The sequence below is a fragment of the Pseudomonas sp. OA65 genome (genome assembly GCF_017498305.1).
Classification (GTDB): domain Bacteria; phylum Pseudomonadota; class Gammaproteobacteria; order Pseudomonadales; family Pseudomonadaceae; genus Aquipseudomonas; species Aquipseudomonas zanjanensis.
The window spans coordinates 43,692-59,542 of sequence record NZ_JAGDEZ010000021.1 but is presented as its reverse complement, the minus strand read 5'-3'; the positions used below and the strand labels follow the sequence as shown (position 1 = coordinate 59,542).

The 15,851-nt window shown below is 56.6% G+C and carries 17 protein-coding genes; 10 read left to right on the top strand and 7 right to left on the bottom strand.

Annotated features, from left to right (window positions below):
- Positions 1-248 precede the first annotated feature (248 nt).
- Positions 249-590, top strand: a complete 342-nt coding sequence (locus J3361_RS18445; RefSeq protein ID WP_207965781.1) for a DUF6124 family protein — start codon at positions 249-251, stop codon at positions 588-590.
- Positions 591-697: 107 nt separating this feature from the next.
- Positions 698-907: a hypothetical protein gene (locus J3361_RS18440; RefSeq protein WP_207965780.1), complete on the top strand. Its 210-nt coding sequence runs from the start codon at positions 698-700 to the stop codon at positions 905-907.
- Between the two features lie 422 nt (positions 908-1,329).
- On the opposite strand, the gene J3361_RS18435 is transcribed toward J3361_RS18440, so the two are convergent.
- From J3361_RS18435 to J3361_RS18425, 3 genes are all read right to left on the bottom strand, one after another.
- On the bottom strand, positions 1,330-1,992 hold the full coding sequence (locus tag J3361_RS18435; RefSeq protein WP_207965779.1) for a hypothetical protein: 663 nt from the start codon (positions 1,990-1,992) through the stop codon (positions 1,330-1,332).
- 192 nt (positions 1,993-2,184) lie between these two features.
- Entirely contained in the window at positions 2,185-2,631 is a 447-nt protein-coding gene (locus tag J3361_RS18430) for a GNAT family N-acetyltransferase (protein ID WP_207965778.1), read from the bottom strand.
- Positions 2,632-2,976: 345 nt separating this feature from the next.
- Positions 2,977-4,836, bottom strand: a complete 1,860-nt coding sequence (locus J3361_RS18425; protein WP_207965777.1) for an ABC transporter ATP-binding protein — start codon at positions 4,834-4,836, stop codon at positions 2,977-2,979.
- Between the two features lie 170 nt (positions 4,837-5,006).
- Between J3361_RS18425 and J3361_RS18420 the strand changes: the two genes are divergently transcribed.
- From J3361_RS18420 to J3361_RS18410, 3 genes are all read left to right on the top strand, one after another.
- A complete protein-coding gene (locus J3361_RS18420; protein ID WP_122565734.1) occupies positions 5,007-5,309 on the top strand; it encodes a metalloregulator ArsR/SmtB family transcription factor in 303 nt (100 codons plus the stop codon).
- A 63-nt stretch (positions 5,310-5,372) separates the two neighbouring features.
- Positions 5,373-6,347: a zinc-dependent alcohol dehydrogenase family protein gene (locus J3361_RS18415; RefSeq protein WP_207965776.1), complete on the top strand. Its 975-nt coding sequence runs from the start codon at positions 5,373-5,375 to the stop codon at positions 6,345-6,347.
- A 41-nt stretch (positions 6,348-6,388) separates the two neighbouring features.
- Positions 6,389-6,715, top strand: coding sequence for an antibiotic biosynthesis monooxygenase (locus tag J3361_RS18410; protein WP_207965775.1), 327 nt, complete (start codon positions 6,389-6,391; stop codon positions 6,713-6,715).
- A gap of 6 nt (positions 6,716-6,721) precedes the next feature.
- On the opposite strand, the gene J3361_RS18405 is transcribed toward J3361_RS18410, so the two are convergent.
- Together J3361_RS18405 and J3361_RS18400 are read right to left on the bottom strand one after the other, a co-directional pair.
- Complete coding sequence (locus tag J3361_RS18405) at positions 6,722-7,681, bottom strand: hypothetical protein (protein ID WP_207965816.1); 960 nt, start codon at positions 7,679-7,681, stop codon at positions 6,722-6,724.
- Positions 7,682-7,796: 115 nt separating this feature from the next.
- On the bottom strand, positions 7,797-8,681 hold the full coding sequence (locus tag J3361_RS18400) for a LysR family transcriptional regulator (protein ID WP_207965774.1): 885 nt from the start codon (positions 8,679-8,681) through the stop codon (positions 7,797-7,799).
- A 114-nt stretch (positions 8,682-8,795) separates the two neighbouring features.
- Between J3361_RS18400 and argC the strand changes: the two genes are divergently transcribed.
- A complete protein-coding gene (argC, locus tag J3361_RS18395; RefSeq protein ID WP_207965773.1) occupies positions 8,796-9,725 on the top strand; it encodes an N-acetyl-gamma-glutamyl-phosphate reductase in 930 nt (309 codons plus the stop codon).
- Positions 9,726-9,743: 18 nt separating this feature from the next.
- Here argC and J3361_RS18390 read toward each other — a convergent pair whose 3' ends face one another.
- Positions 9,744-10,535 (bottom strand): helix-turn-helix transcriptional regulator, encoded by a 792-nt coding sequence (locus J3361_RS18390; RefSeq protein ID WP_207965772.1) that lies wholly within the window; start codon positions 10,533-10,535, stop codon positions 9,744-9,746.
- Positions 10,536-10,672: 137 nt separating this feature from the next.
- Between J3361_RS18390 and J3361_RS18385 the strand changes: the two genes are divergently transcribed.
- On the top strand, positions 10,673-11,776 hold the full coding sequence (locus tag J3361_RS18385; protein ID WP_207965771.1) for a polyamine ABC transporter substrate-binding protein: 1,104 nt from the start codon (positions 10,673-10,675) through the stop codon (positions 11,774-11,776).
- Between the two features lie 87 nt (positions 11,777-11,863).
- Positions 11,864-13,174: a type VI secretion system tip protein TssI/VgrG gene (gene tssI, locus J3361_RS18380; RefSeq protein WP_207965770.1), complete on the top strand. Its 1,311-nt coding sequence runs from the start codon at positions 11,864-11,866 to the stop codon at positions 13,172-13,174.
- A 77-nt stretch (positions 13,175-13,251) separates the two neighbouring features.
- On the opposite strand, the gene J3361_RS18375 is transcribed toward tssI, so the two are convergent.
- The gene (locus J3361_RS18375) at positions 13,252-13,836 is read right to left on the bottom strand and encodes a hypothetical protein (protein WP_207965769.1); all 585 of its coding nucleotides are present in this window, start codon (positions 13,834-13,836) and stop codon (positions 13,252-13,254) included.
- A gap of 484 nt (positions 13,837-14,320) precedes the next feature.
- Here J3361_RS18375 and J3361_RS18370 point away from each other — a divergent pair, with 484 nt between their 5' ends.
- Complete coding sequence (locus J3361_RS18370) at positions 14,321-14,836, top strand: sigma-70 family RNA polymerase sigma factor (RefSeq protein WP_207965815.1); 516 nt, start codon at positions 14,321-14,323, stop codon at positions 14,834-14,836.
- Complete coding sequence (locus tag J3361_RS18365; RefSeq protein ID WP_207965768.1) at positions 14,823-15,803, top strand: FecR domain-containing protein; 981 nt, start codon at positions 14,823-14,825, stop codon at positions 15,801-15,803. The genes J3361_RS18370 and J3361_RS18365 overlap by 14 nt, the downstream gene beginning before the upstream one ends.
- The last annotated feature ends 48 nt before the right edge of the window (positions 15,804-15,851 follow it).

Genomic DNA, 15,851 nt, shown 5'->3' with positions numbered 1-15,851 from the left:
TTCGGTGCCTAGTCTTTGCTCACCGCTACCAATTAGCGGTCGGGTTTAGCAGCTCGGAATCACGTTAGGCGCACGGCAACTGCCTTCAGTGCGGGCATTTTTTATTGCTCGAATTCTTATGGCGGCTGTGTGCAGGGCATCCTCGGGTGCGCCGGTTTCCTAACGTACCGGTCTGCTAACCTGCGCACGGCTGCCACCCACTCGTTTAGCAGCGAACGTGGCGGCTCCATTTACGTTAGGAGCATTCCATGGACAAACTCATCCCAGACCCACCCGTTCCACCGCTGCACCTGGACATCGCGGCCGACGCCAACGCCGAACGTGTCATCGATTCCTATCTGAACCCCAAATCCGCCCAGCCTGACAAGAAGCCACCTCCGGACCAGCTATTCACCGTCGTGGAGGACGTCGATGTTGAAAGCCTGTTGGCCAACCTCAGCGAAACGTTAGCCTCCGCCAACGCCATGGCCAGCGATTTGGCGTTCGATCTGGAGGATTCTCGACGGCATGTTGCACTAGGGCTGCAACAGTTGATTGAACTAGGTCTGCTATTGGCAAACCGGGCGCTGGATATCATCGACCCTAGGTAAGCGTTCGGTGGAATAGATTCCATTTTTTCCCAAGATGGATCGGGTCGGAAGCGAAGGGCAGCTTCCGACCCAAAGCGGACATTGCCTGTAGCTGAAGTTGACCGACCATGAAATCCGTATTGCAGCATGGAACTGACGTGTGGCAGCGCGGCCATTCTGTAAGCGCTATCGCACCTAACCGGAAGAAGCTCATGATCATGGCGATACCGAAGATCGAACTTAAGGAACTGTCGGTGAAAGCGGAAGCAGACGGTTTAACGCTGAGTGATCTTGTCCCATTTGCGAAAGGTTCGCCGTTGCATCGCATGATGTGCTGAACGAGCTGTCCGTCGCGGTTGCGGAAGGCTATCTACAAGGATCTCTGCTCTATGATTTTTGCAACGGCGTTATGAACGGGGGTCATAAATGCTGTGGTTGAAGTAGGTATGACTAACGACATGCCTCAGCCCGCTTTCTCGCTTTACCAGGCATTCGATCAAGGTGAATGGTTCCGCAGTAACGACCCACCGGAAACTGACCCCAGTGAGAAATACACGAAGCCGGTGGTCGAGGAAATAATGCGTACCCTTAGAGACTAGCTTTCACTGATCGAGAGGTTTTCGCTTTTCGGCTGCAAGGTAGTGGATCGAACGATGCTTTTGGTCGATTGCTGTCTATTGGGACGGGCAAAAACCCAAAGCGGATATTGGCAAGTGGTGAGCGTTGGCCGGCACTGGCTCGGTTCCTAGTGGAGACACATTCAGCGCATCCAAGCACGAAGAGCTTCGAACTCGGTTGGGTTCGGATGGCGTAGTCGGGCGGCTAACGATTCCTCTTCTTCTTGGGAGATGAAGGCTTTGACAATTCTCGAGATGCCTCGAGGGCCAGCCTGGTAATTCATGGCGACACACTGTCGACTAAACAGGGCCTCAAGAAGCGCATAGTCTGCGGGTAGTAAAGCCGTTTCGATCAATGCCACTTCACTTTTCAGTGCAATACTGAAGTCCGTTTGAGGCGGTATCCAAGATAAGTCCGTAGCGACGCGCACGTATTCCCTTGTCACGAACGACGAGATATCTGCATGGGCAAGTGGAGATGGCTGAGCAAAATGAAGTACCTGAGCGATCCCCGAAGTCCCGTTTTCCAATCGAACCAGGCAGTAGGGCTCACCGCCGCCTGTAGCCGCAAAGGGAAGAAAGGTTCGACCTTGCTGGTCATCAGGGTTAAGCCACTCATTGATTTCTCGTTCTGCTTCTTCGGCATCGAGCCAGTGAAAATCTACAAGGCTACTCAGTGCAGCCTTTGAAGGGGGTGCATGCGCTATTCCCATGAGTGCTGCGAGGCGTTCTGGAAATTCAATGTCAATTCTGTGTGCAAGATCTTGAAAGGCTTCGACGACTGCAACAGCTTGTCCATAATTCAAAGTAGGAGAATCTCCATATCTGATAGCAGCGCAATCGAAGTCTGGATTTTAAAGCAACGCCCTCGATTTCCAGCCTTGACCTGCTGTTCATGTGAACCGCTATTGTCGGGCGCTCACAGGATCCTACAAAGCTACAACTAGGGGCGCAAGCACCTTAAATCCACTGACCGCTTTTGGCCGAAAGCTCCCGGATCAGGGGTTGACCAGCTCCATGACGTGGGTGGCATGGGCGTCTTCTGTTCGCATGAAGCCGCAGCGCAGGTAAAACGCATCGCCTGCAGAAGTATCGGTAGAAAGACGCACCTTCTGAAAGTGAAGAGCGGCGTGTGCAACCAACGCCTTTACCAGCCCGTGACCGACATGTTGATTTCTTGCCGCAGGCGCCACGTACACTCGCCGTAGCCTTGCGGTATTGGTCTGATTAAAAGGATCAACTGATAGCCCTCCGATTCCTATCAATTGCTGGTTCGAATACGCTGCCATGAGACATTCACCGGGCGCGTTGAAGCGATTCTTTCCTGAATGCCATTCCGAAATCAGGCGCGTCAGAAATCTGAACCCTTCCGCAATTGCCTCTTTCTCCAAAGTAAGAACTTCCGCCGGCAGATGAGTGATGTGTTGAATTTCGATTGGTTTCATTCATCGTCCCTGATTAGGTGTGAATCCTTTTTGGCTGATCGAGGGCGCGTTGGGCGCGTGCTGTGAGCGATGCGAGTGGCAGATACAGACCGATTCTGGTGAAAAAGTCGGGTTGCCCAAAACGCTCGAATATTGATGGGGGAAAACACCTCTTTTGCACGCTGCTACGTGAAATCCGAGTCCTGAACCTTCTGCGCAAAACACAGATTTCAATCTCAGGCGCGTACTTTTCCGCCGAAAAACTGAAGCCGACTTTTTCAGCAGAATCGGCCGAAAGCTGCCCGTTGTGAAGGACAGCTGACGACCCAAAGCACCCACTTGCAGATCACCCCAGGCCATTCACCCTCATACCTGATCCATCGCCTCGCTCACCCACCGATCCTCACCCAGAAACCCACCACTCTGATGGTGCCACAGCCGCGCATAAATACCGTTCTTGGCGAGCAATTCAGCGTGGGTGCCCTGTTCGATGATGCGCCCATCATCCATGACAATCAGTCGATCCATCGCCGCAATCGTCGACAGCCGATGAGCAATGGCGATGACCGTTTTACCCTGCATCATTTCATCGAGGCTTTCCTGGATGGCCACTTCGACTTCCGAATCCAGCGCGCTGGTCGCCTCGTCAAGGAGCAGGATCGGCGCGTTCTTGAGCATCACTCGGGCAATCGCGATGCGCTGGCGCTGGCCGCCCGACAGCTTGATGCCGCGCTCGCCCACCAAGGTGTCGTAGCCGGAGTGACCTTGGCGGTCGCTCAGTTGGCTGATGAACTCATCGGCCTGGGCATTGGCCGCGGCACGGCGGATTTGTGCGTCAGTTGCATCGGGTCGGCCGTAGGCGATGTTGTCGCGAATGGAGCGGTGCAGCAGGGAGGTATCCTGAGTGACCATGCCGATGGCGCTGCGTAGGCTGTCTTGCGTCACGCGGGATATGTCTTGCCCGTCGATACGGATCTGCCCGCTGTCGACATCATAAAAGCGCAGCAGCAAGTTGATGAGCGTGGATTTGCCGGCGCCGGAGCGGCCCACCAGGCCGATTTTCTCGCCCGGGCGGATGTCCAGGCTCAGGCCATCGAGCACCTGGCGTTCACCGTTGTAGTTGAAGCTCACGTTGTCGAAGGTGACCGCGCCGCCGGAGGTCACCAGTACCCCCGCGTCCGGCGCGTCCTGCACCTTGGGGCCGCGGGTCAGGGTTGCCATGCCATCCTGCACGGTGCCGATGCTCTCGAACAGCGAGGTCATTTGCCACATGATCCAGTGCGACATGCCATTGATGCGCAATGCCATGGCGGTGATCGCCGCCACCGCACCGGCGCCGACGTCGCCCTGGTGCCACAGCCAAAGCGCATAGCCGCCTGCGGCCATGATCAAGCCCACCACCAATGCTTGGTTGACGATTTCGAACTGGCTGACCAGGCGCATCTGGCGAAAGCCGGTCTGTTTGAAATCCTCCATGGCCGCGCGCGCAAAATGCGCTTCGCGATTGGAATGGGAGAACAGTTTCACGGTGGTGATGTTGGTGTAGGCGTCCGAGATCCGTCCGGTCATCGACGAGCGGGCATTGGCCTGTTCCTGTCCGACTTTGCCCAGGCGGGGCACGAAGTAGAGCATGGCCAGCCCGAACAGCACGATCCAGGCCACGAAGGGCAGCATCAGTTTCAGGGCGAAGCCGCCGGCCAAGGCGATAATCGCGATGAAATATACGCCGATTCCCGGGGCGATTTCGATCAGGGTGAACAGCACGTCGCGCACGGCCAGGGCCGTTTGCATCACCTTGGTGGTGACCCGGCCGGAAAACTCATCGGAAAAAAACGAAAGGCTTTGCCGCAGCATCAGGCGGTGGAAGTCCCAACGCAGCCGCAACGGCAGATTGATCGCCAATATCTGGTGCTGCACCATCGTACGCAGCGCCACCAGCCCGACGCTGGCCACCATGACGATACCCATGCCCCACAGCACGCGACTTTCCTGTGCCGCCGCGTCACCCCCGGCTTGCCAGGTCGAGAGCAGGTCCACGACTTGGCCGAGGAACGAAAACAGCCAGGCTTCGTAGATCGACACGCCGGCGCTGAGCAGCGCAAACGCCAGGATGTAACCGCGGGCGCCCCGGGTGCAGGCCCAAAGGAACCGAGCCAGGCCGTTGGGCGGCGGGGGGACTTCGTCGGGCGGGAAGGGGTCGAGTCTTTGTTCAAATACGCGAAGCATGGTGGTCTCCGAAACGATCAATGACGGAGATTCTGCCATTTAAAGACTGCTTTGAGGGTTATGTGAAGTGGTGGGTATGGCTCTATTGGCGTGTCGCCCAGGATGTTGGGGGCAGGGAGGGGGCTAAACAGCGTATTGACATATCGGAAAATCTCGATATTCTCGGGGGCATGGAATTGATCGAAATATTCAAAGCGCTCTCGAACCCTACACGCCTGGAAATCTTGAAAGGCTTGAAGGATCCCGCAAAGAACTTCCCTCCGCAGGATGAAGGTGATGTTCTCACGGTGGGCGTCTGCGTCAGCAGTATTCAAGAAGGTATCGGACTGTCGCAGTCAACGGTGTCTGGTTACCTTGCAACGCTGCAACGAGTGGGCTTGGTCGAAGTCCGGCGTATCGGTCAGTGGACCTACTACAAGCGCAATGAAGCAACCATCAGCGCGCTTGCCGAGGTCATAGGGAAAGAATTGTAGTTTTTTTTACCGTAACATATCGAGATATCTCGATATTCCTTTTTATAGATGTGAGGAATTACGATGAAAGCAATGGTACTTAAATCATTCGGCGGCTCGGGATCGTTCGAACTGCGCGAGGTGCCCAAGCCTGTACCGCACGCCGGACAAGTCTTGGTCCGAGTGCACGCAACCTCCATCAATCCGTTGGATTACCAGGTTCGTCGCGGCGACTATCCCGACTTGGTGCAACTGCCGGCCATTACCGGACACGATGTATCGGGCGTTGTCGAAGAGGTTGGGCCGGGTGTGACAACCTTCGCTCCAGGCGACGAAGTCTGGTACACCCCGCAAATATTTGACGGGCCGGGCAGTTATGCCGAGTACCACGTTGCCGCCGAAAGCATCATCGGGAAGAAACCACCCTCGCTGAGCCATCTTGAGGCGGCAAGCCTGAGTCTGGTTGGCGGGACGGTGTGGGAAGCATTGATCGTGCGTGCGGCGCTCAGGGTGGGGGAAAGCATTCTGATCCACGGCGGCGCGGGGGGTGTCGGGCATGTGGCGATCCAGGTGGCAAAAGCCATGGGGGCAAGGGTGTTCACGACCGTGCGTGAGGCAAACGCCGGGTTCGTGCGAAGCCTGGGAGCCGATGTGGTCATCGACTATGAAAAGGAGGAATACGTCGACGCCATCATGGGGCAAACGGGTGGTCGCGGAGTGGATGTGGTGTTCGACACCATCGGCGGCAATACCTTGTCGCGCAGCCCCGACGCGCTGGCACAGCTTGGCCGCGTTGTCTCGATCGTGGACATTGCGCAGCCACAAAATCTTGTCCAGGCCTGGGGCAAGAATGCGAGTTACCACTTCGTGTTCACCAGGCAGAACCGCGGCAAGCTCGATGACTTGAGCGCATTGGTCGCGCGAGGTCAGCTGCGGCCACACGTTGGCGCCGTCTATTCGCTTGCCGACATTGGGCTGGCCCATGCACGGCTGGAGAGCCCCAACAACGGTGTTCAAGGAAAAATCGCGATAGCGGTCGAGCCTTCGCTGATCCCGTAATTGCGTACGTTTAACCGTTCAAGCCATTTTCGAGGAATACCATGATTTATGAGATCGCTCTGCTCCCTGTTCACAAAGAACGTATTGAAACGTTCAGGCGTGCATTTGCCGAGGTCGCTCCTTTGCTCACCCGGGCAAAGGGTTACGGCGGTCACTTGCTGGCGCAAGGGATCGAGACCCCCGAGCAATTCAACCTGATCGTGCGATGGCAGTCACTTGAGGATCACACGCCGGGTTTCGAAGCGAGTGAAGACCATCGGATGTTCATGATGGGCTTAGAGGAATATCTTTCGGAGGAGCCGAGGGTCTACCACATCGAGGGGGCCGCTTCCTGTTCACCGTTTCTGACCGGGCAGTGGCCGAATTGACCACCCTCAGGGATTGGAACTCATCCGGCCCTGGATCGCCGTGCGCAGACAACCCCAGGCGATGAATCCGAGGATCAACACCTCGGCCATGCCCACCAGCATGTGGAATGAAAAGGTCAGCGGTTGTTCGGCCCAGTAGAAGGTTGTCATGCCCGTTCGACCGCCGCCGACGCGCAGCCGCCCGCTAAATAGCGCAGGGACCAAGGTGATGACGTGATTCAGCTCCAGGACTGCCAGGAAAACACCCATTAGCAGTAGCAGGGCGCGTGCGGGTGTGCCGAGTTTTTCAATGGGCTCATGGGACGGCGTGAGTTCCTTGGTTCTGCGCTGCCTGGCTTCCCTCACTGCCTTGCCGCTGGTTGGGGCTGGAGCAGGTCTGTAGGCTGGCTTCACAGCCGCCGTCGAACCCACGATCACTTCAGTAGGCACTGCCACGTTCAGATAGTCGGCCAGCTCACGCAGCCACACATCGGTGGGGTTGGTGCCCGGCACTACCGGAACGTTATCGGTAGTCAGGCGGTGCTCGGTACCATCGCGCATCACCAGCCACAATTGGGTGTAGGCGGGCTCGGCCTCTTGGCGGCGGCGAAGTTCGAGGCATTTTGGGGTGTCGATTCTAAAGACCGAATGCACGCGCTCGCGGCGTCCAAAGAAGTTTCGGGTGCGGCGCTTGCCTTCACCCTCGCGTCGCGATAGCAGCAAGGTCTCGCGAATGCCGGTGTACACCATCAAGAGGAGGCCGAGGGCAGGGATCAGCAGCAGTCCCAGCACAATCAGCAGCGAGAACAGTGGGTCGACGTCGGTCAGATGGGGCCCTCCGTCAGCGATCACGAACACGGCGAACGCCACCGGTGCAATGAAGGCAAGCGCGCCTGCCAGCAGCACGAAGGCACTCTGTATGAGGTTATGGGAGTGGATATGCAGATCATCCTGGGTGGTGCGCTCGAACCGATGTCCAAACAATATGCAGACCTCCTGGTGCGCCGCCTTTAGCTCGATCAAGTGGGCGTGACAAGCGATGGCACGCAGCAGGCCTGGATCGTGTTTTACGCTGCGCAGGATACCTCATGCCCAGACATAATCACTCCGCGCTCAATTCCCACAACACATCGAGCACATGTTGTGTAGGCCGTTCGATGTCCTGACTGCGATGGGCAATCCCCAGTTGACGCCACAATAAGGGCTTCAATGGCCGCATGACGATCCGGGTATCGGGCAATGGCGTGGAGGCTTCATGGGGCAACAACGTCGCACCATATCCTGCCGCCACCAGGCTCTTGATCGCATCGTTGTAGTTCAGTTGAATGCGCGGCGCAGGCTGCCGTCCATCACTGGCGAACCACTCCGACGTCAAGCGCGACAGGCGAGTGGTGGTGTCGTTCAAGATCAACGGTTGCGCGGACAGCCAGTCGGGAGTCACAACCTCCGGGCATTCCCAGCGAGCCGGCAAGAAGGCCATGACCGGGTCCCGTCGCCACGGCTCGATCCGCAAGCCCTTCACGGGTGGCTGCGGCAGCGCGACCAGACCAATCTCCAAGGAGCCCTCGGCAAGCCTCTTCAAGGTTTCCTGGGAAGTGAGCACTGCCACCTGCACGTCGATCGCGGGGTGACGTTGGCTCAACGTCTCCAAAGCGTTCGGCAGCAACTGTGCGATGGCCCCGGTGGAGGCCCCTAGCCGCACACGCCCGGCCAATCCCTGTACCTGACGCTCCACGTCCTCAAGCGCTTGTTCGGCATCCGCCAACAGGCGGCGTGCGCGTTCCACCAGGGTGTTCCCTATCGCCGATGGCTGAACGCGCCCCCGGGTGCGCGACAACAGCTTGCCGCCCACCCGCGCCTCAAGGTCGGCGATATGCAGGCTGACAGTGGGGGGCGCCAAGTGCAGCGCACGGGCCGCTTCGGCGAACGACCCCAGGTCGGCAATCGCCACCAGCGTGCGCAGGCGGTCCAGGCTGATTTCTCGCATAAGAGGCATCCTTGTTCAGAAAAGCTGAATTTCATCGTTTATAAATTCAACTTTTCCTATCTTAGCGCCTGGCTGAACATTGGAGCTCCTGATTTCAATGTTCGAGAGCATGCCATGGCAAGTCCCCTTGTATTCATTGACGGCGACCAAGGCACCACCGGGTTGCAGATCCATCAACGTCTGCGTGACCGGAGCGATCTGCGGCTGCTCACGCTGAGCGCCGAGCATCGCAAGGATCCGCAACGTCGCGCCGAGGCCATCAACCACTGCGACATCGCGATTCTGTGCTTGCCCGACCCAGCCGCGCGCGACGCTGTAGCGTCCATCGAAAATTCCGCTGTTCGGGTGATCGATGCAAGTTCGGCGCACCGTACCCATCCAGACTGGACCTATGGTTTCGCGGAAATGAGCCGGCAGCAGGCCCAACGCATCACCGCCGCCCGGCGGGTCAGTAATCCCGGCTGCTATCCAACGGGAGCAATCGGGTTGCTGCTGCCGTTGCTGCAGGCTGGATTGATACCCAGGGATTACCCGATGAACATTCATGCCGTGTCGGGTTATTCCGGAAAAGGACGGGCCGGCGTGGAGGAGCATGAGGGCGCGGACGCAGCCCAGGCATCGGCGTTTCAGGTCTATGGGCTGGGGCTGGCACACAAGCATATTCCAGAGATTCAGCAGCAAAGCGGTCTGACGGAACGGCCGATGTTCGTGCCGGCTTATGGCGCTTTTCGGCAGGGAATCGTGCTGACCATCCCTGTGCAAACCCGGTTGTTGGCGCCAGGCGTGAGCGCGGTGCAGTTGCATGCGTGCCTGATGCAGCACTACGCCGATGCGCGCCATGTGCATGTGATGTCGATGCAGCAAGCCAAAGCGCTGACGACCCTTGATCCGCAGGCGCTTAACGGGACCGATGATGTACGGCTGTCGGTGTTCGAAAATGATGAAACCGGACAGGTTTTGCTGGCTGCGGTGTTCGACAACCTGGGGAAGGGCGCCGCTGGCGCGGCGGTGCAGAATCTGGATTTGATGCTTGCCGGCGCATGATCAGCGTGACGCCTAACTTCAATGCGTAGCAGGAACGTTCTGTCTGGGCATGAAAAATCGAGCAAACAGCTCGGATTGGGACTTGATGTTCAGTTTTGCGTAGATGTTGCGGCGGTGAACCTTAATGGTTTCCGCCGAGAGCGAGAGCTTTCCGGCTATTTCTTTGTTGGAGAAGCCGCTGAGTAATAAACGGAGGACATCACTTTCGCGTGCTGTTATTTGCGTGCCCAGCTGGTTGACCGTTTCTGGCCACAGGGGCGGCTCAGCCAGGGTTTTCTCTACGTCAATTTCAAACCCCATGCGCTGATGCATCAGTGCAGTCACCCACGGTTTGATAATGTCGAGCAGGGTTATTTGTTCTTGGCTGAAACGGGCTTTGCTGCCAATAGAAATACACAGTGTTCTTTCGGGGTCGAGCTGGACATTGTACTGTGCTTCGTCCATGGAAATGTATTGGGCAAAATACTTGTGGTAATACTCGGTTTCAAGAAAGTATTCCGGTGCAATATCCAATAAGTGGAAGAACCCGCTCTGTGGGTTTTCCCGATTGGCTATATAAAATGGATCCAGCAAATAAAGGCCTTTCACGTAGCGATGAATGAATGCGTCAACTTCTTCCGCATCGGCCACTTCGGGAAGACTGACGACCTGGACCTGTTGGTTACTGAAAATCAACACAACCCAATTATCGATCTGCACGTATTCATTTAATGTGCGAACCAGTGAACTCCAGAACTCTGGACGGTTCAGCTGCATGATCAGCTTCCCGATCGATCGATGCCAGGCCAGGCTGTGAAGGTCAAACGGCATTTTCTACCCCTTTAGGGTTAGGCAGTCGCAGGTCAAAGGTAAGTATTCGTAGGTATTTACTATTCGGTGACAGCCGGTATATTCGCTGCCAGGTTTACGATAGCCATGACGGCATGTCGTCTTGACAAGGATGTTGCATGAGAAAGTCACATTTGCGAACCCTTTTTTCGGCCTCGCTTCTCTGTGTCGGGATAAGCACATCCGTGGCGGCTGTAGAGCCCGGGATGTATCTCTATAACTGGTTCGGGTTGCTGGCGCCGGAGACGCCAAAGGAGTTTGAACAGGAAACCGGCACGCGAATGCACATGGATGCGTTCGACAGCGCTGAAATCATGCAGAGCAAGGTCATGGCCGGCCGCACCGGGTATGACGTGGTGGTGGCGACCTCCAATGTGTTGCCAAGCCTGATCCAGGCGGGCGTCCTTCAGCCTTTGGATCGTAGCCAGCTGAGTAACTTCTCACATATCGATCCAGACATCCTCTCCCAACTCGCAGTCAATGATCCAGGTAACCGCTACGCCGTGCCTTATTTGTGGGGCACTACCGGCATTGGTTATGACGTGGACAAAGTCAAAGCGGCATTGGGTGATAACGCTCCGGTGGATAGCTGGGATCTGATCTTCAAAGAAGAAAACATCAGTAAGCTCCAATCGTGTGGTGTGGCAATGCTTGATTCTCCCAGTGAGATCATCTCGATTGCCTTGAATTACCTTGGACTCCCTAGCAACAGCAAGAACCCGGATGATTACCAGAAAGCCCAAGCCTTGCTGTTGAAAATCCGCCCCTACGTCCTTTATTTCGATTCGTCCAGAATCGACGCCGACCTGGCAGACGGCAATATCTGTGCTGTTGTGGGGTGGGCCAATGGTGCCCTGGCGGCACAGGCCATCAACGAAAAGGCCAACACCGGACGCAAGATTTCCTACAGTCTTCCTCGCGAAGGCGCGCTGTCCTGGTCGGAGAATCTGGTGCTGCTGAAAGATGCGCCCCATCCCAAGGAAGGCATGGCGTTCATCAATTATATGTTGCGACCAGAAATTATCGCCAAGACCTCAAATCACACGCTGTACCCTAACGCAAACAAAGATGCCGCTGAGTTCGTCGAGCAGAAGTTGCGAGACAATCCTTGGATCTATCCCGACAAAAAGACGGTCGCGACACTTATCCCTCTTGAACCACTGCCATTGAAACTGGAGCGAATCCGCACGCGGATATGGACCAAAGTGAAGAGTGGTGTGTGACCTGACTTGATTGTCGCCTGTTGCTCGTTGCATGCCTTGTTTATAGCGGGCGTGGGATGAGCAGCGGGTTTAAAAAGAGAACAGCGGATGTTCAATCGAGCCATTCAAACGCACTTCAGTTTGACCATCGACGGTTTTGCCCACGACTTTCAAGTGCTCGCCTTCACGGGAGAAGAGGCGATCAGCAGGCCTTACCTGTTCAGTGTGGATTTTGTTAGCGAGCGGTCTGATCTGGCGCTTGAAAGCCTCTTCGATCGAGAGGCTTTCCTGACCTTGGACGCGAAGGGCAACGGTATTCATGGACGGGTCTATCACATCGTTCAAAGCGCTCATGGTCAGCACTTGATGCGCTACAGCCTGGCCCTCGTCCCGCAGTTGTCCTACTTGCGTCACCGCATCAACCGAAGGATCTATCAACAGTTCTCGGTACCGAAAATCGTGGCCTTGATATTGGAAGAACACGGTGTCGTGGGCGACGCTTTTCGGTTTCATCTGGGGGCGACCTACCCAGAGCGTGAATACTGTACTCAGTACAACGAAACGGACTTGCACTTTGTTCAGCGCTTGTGTGAAGAAGAGGGTATTCACTTTCACTTCCAACACAGTGCTCAAGGCCATGTGCTGGTCTTTGGTGACGATCAGGCGGTTTTCCCCAGGATTGGACAGCCCACTGCTTATGGGCAAGCGCGCGACAGGGTGGCCAACGAGCCACTGATCAAGCGCATCAACCTGCGCCTGGGACAGCTTACCCGTCGGATCTCGCAGCAACCGCTGGACATTGAAACAGAGGACGGGTTGGAGCGTTTTACCGGTCATGAGCACGGCAAGCAAATACGTCTTCGGACCATGGAACGCCGCCACGCGGCTTATCGACAAGCCGAAGGGCAGAGTGACCAGACTCGGTTAGTCAGCGGTCAAGTACTGGACATCTCAGGCCATCCGCGCCAGGAGTGGAACACCCCATGGCTAGTGACCCAGGTCGTCCACGAAGGGCGGCAACCGCAGGTCATGAGTGAGCACGTCGCCAGTGGCGACACGGGGAGCGAAGATGACTTCCATCAGGGGTACCGCAACCGCTTTATCGTGCTGCCATGGAATGTGTCCTATCGTCCGCCGTTGGCGCACAAGAAACCGCAGGTACTACGCAGCCAGACCGCTGTAGTCATCGCCCTGGAGGACGAAGAAATCCAGGGTGACCGGCGCTTCGCAAGGATCAAGGTCGAGTTCCCCTGGGATCGTGAAGATCGATTTGACGACAAGAGTCGGTGTTGGCTGAAGAGGGTGTCCGATTGGCGTTGTGAGATGGGGCCGCCCCGGACGGGCATGGAAGTCGTGGTTACCTTTCTTGAAAACGATCCTGATCAGCCGGTGATCAGTGGTTGTTTGTGTTGTCGTTAAGTGCGTCCGGTGGGCTACGGGTTACTCAATCCGACAGGCTTGGTGTCAGCTTTCGACCCTTAGCGCCAGCCCCATCCTTAGAAGTTCTCAAGACTGACCTGGATTCCAGCTCGTCCAGCCAACTCAGTAATCGCTCCCAGCCGATCAGCGTCAACAATGACACCGTCGTAATTCTCACCTCCGGAGTCCAGGTGAAGATAACGTTTACCGAACCGAGCCAGCCATTGATCGAAGTTGTGAAGCACCTCTGGTATTGAGGAAGCGCCTTCCCGCACATACACGTAGGGTTCTTTCAAGCCACTGGCGCTGACCAGGTAGGGCGCTTGATATTCAAATACGTCGTAACCCTTCCAATCCAGGCTAAGGAGAACGAGGTGTTCAAGCTTTTGTCCCTTTGAGTCATTCAGGAATCCCTCCGTGAGGGCACTGGGTGCGTCGTCCCCCATTGCGTATCTACGCATGACACGCCTGACCAGTCTGGCGCCTTCTTTTTCCGGGGTGAACGCTACCAGTGCCTGGGCGAAGGCCTCTAGTGCTTTTTTTTGACCGGGATCGCTTCGCTCGGGGCGCAGCTCCTTCATGATTGCTGAAGCGCTAAGGTTGGTCTCCTCGGGTGGTGGCATGGTAAAGCGTCCACCAAAAAGCCGATCTAAAATGCCCATGTCAGTCCCTGTATGACGGTGAGGAAAACCATCTGATTTAGATAGCCTCGAGTGGAGCGAGGTATCGGTTAAGTCCGGTGCAACCGAATGCAGGCAATCAAAGCCTTATTGGGAAAGCGGGTCAACCATGGAAACAACACAGGCGGCATTTTTTTAGTACGAAGCGCCGCCGCGTGCCTGAATGGTTGCATGACTACCGCAGTGGCAAACACTCTCAGCAGCGAAACGAGCTTCACATCAGGTCAGGGATGATACGAAACGATTTGAGATTCAACAGATTGCATACCTTCCAAGCGCATTTTATGCCCGCTGTGGTTTCACGCGCACAGATGATGCCCACGCGACCCATGTGATGCTGCCTAGGGGTGCTTGAGTCAGGCAGTTATCGGCCCAAAAGCGGACACTCAGCGCCACGTATTTGCCTAAGGCCTATCGTCTGAGTAGAATGCGATTAATTATCAATCATGTACTTGCCGGGATTCCGATGAGCAGCGATGAAACACTAGGTACTGCCGATCTAGGGCTGCTCTATCGAACCCATCACTCGTGGTTACAAGGCTGGCTAATCCGACGCATTGGGTGTCGCGATAACGCCGCAGATTTGGCGCAGGACACCTTCGTACGTCTGCTCAAGTCCCGCCAGTCCAGCCCCTTGCGCGAACCGCGCGCCTATTTGAGCAGTATCGCCCGCGGACTGATGATTGATCAGTATCGTCGTCGCGAACTCGAACGTGCCTACTTGGAAAGTGTCGCGTTGCTGCCACAACACGAGGTTCCCTCGGAAGAAAGCCGGCTGATGATTCTTGATGCGCTCGAGCGCATAGACCGCATGCTCGGTATGCTTAAACCGAGAGTTCGCCAGGCATTTTTATTTGCCCGACTCGACGGTCTAACGTGCGCGCAAATAGCCGAAAAGCAGGGTGTTTCCCGCGCGACGGTGGAACGCGACCTGGCCACGGCCCTGCAACACTGCTATCGCTTGCGTTATGTCGAGTCGTGAGCCGCAGACGCTGGATCCGGCCATTGTCGAGCAGGCGATCCAATGGCTGGTGCGCCTTCGCTTCAATCAAGCCGATGAACAAACACAGCGCACTTTTGAGCACTGGCTCCAGCAGCGCCCGGAGCATGTGTTGGCGTGGCAGCGTGTGGAAACGCTTGGGGATGAATTCGCAGGCGTGCCTGCTCAACTGGCGCGACACACCCTTAATGGCACCCATCATGGAATGCGGCGGCGCGAAAGCCTGAAGCTACTGGGCCTATTGGCGACTGTCAGCACGGCAGCCTGGCTCGGCCGGGACTACACACCCGTACCCGCCATGCTTGCGCAACAACGCAGCAGCACCGGCGAGCAACGACGCTTCCAACTTGATGATGGCAGCCTTATTCAGCTCAATAGCGATAGCGCCGTCGACAGCGATTTCGACGCCCAGCGACGCCTGATCATCCTGCGACGGGGTGAAATCATCGTGAATGTCGGTGCGGATCAACACTCGCCTCGAGCGCGACCGTTCTGGGTGCAATCCCGTGACGGGATCATGCGCGCCCAGAGCTCCCGTTTTCTGGCACGCGAGCTGGATGACGGCACTCTGGTCGCGGCTCAGGAAGGATCAGTCACGGTTTTCCCCGGCGCCAGTCAAACGCCTGCGAGCCGTAGCGTCCAGGCAGGCAATCAGCTGCTGTTCACATCAAGTGGCGTCCGAACGTTCAAAGGCAATGGCCTTGATCTATGGAGCTGGGGGGACGGGGTGATCAGTGCGCGCAATATGCGCCTCAATGATTTCATCGTGGAGTTGTCGCGTTATCGCCCCGGGGTACTGCGCTGCGCCGAAGAAGTCGCTGATCGTCGCGTTTCCGGCACCTTCCAGCTCGCCGACAACGATCAGGTCCTGGCATTGATCGCGCAGTCACTGCGCTTGCACATTGATTACCGGACCCGTTATTGGGTGACCGTGACCGCGGCCACCTGAGCCCATCGGAACTTTGTGCTGCGCGAAAAAGAATGAGGTGGTTTCTCA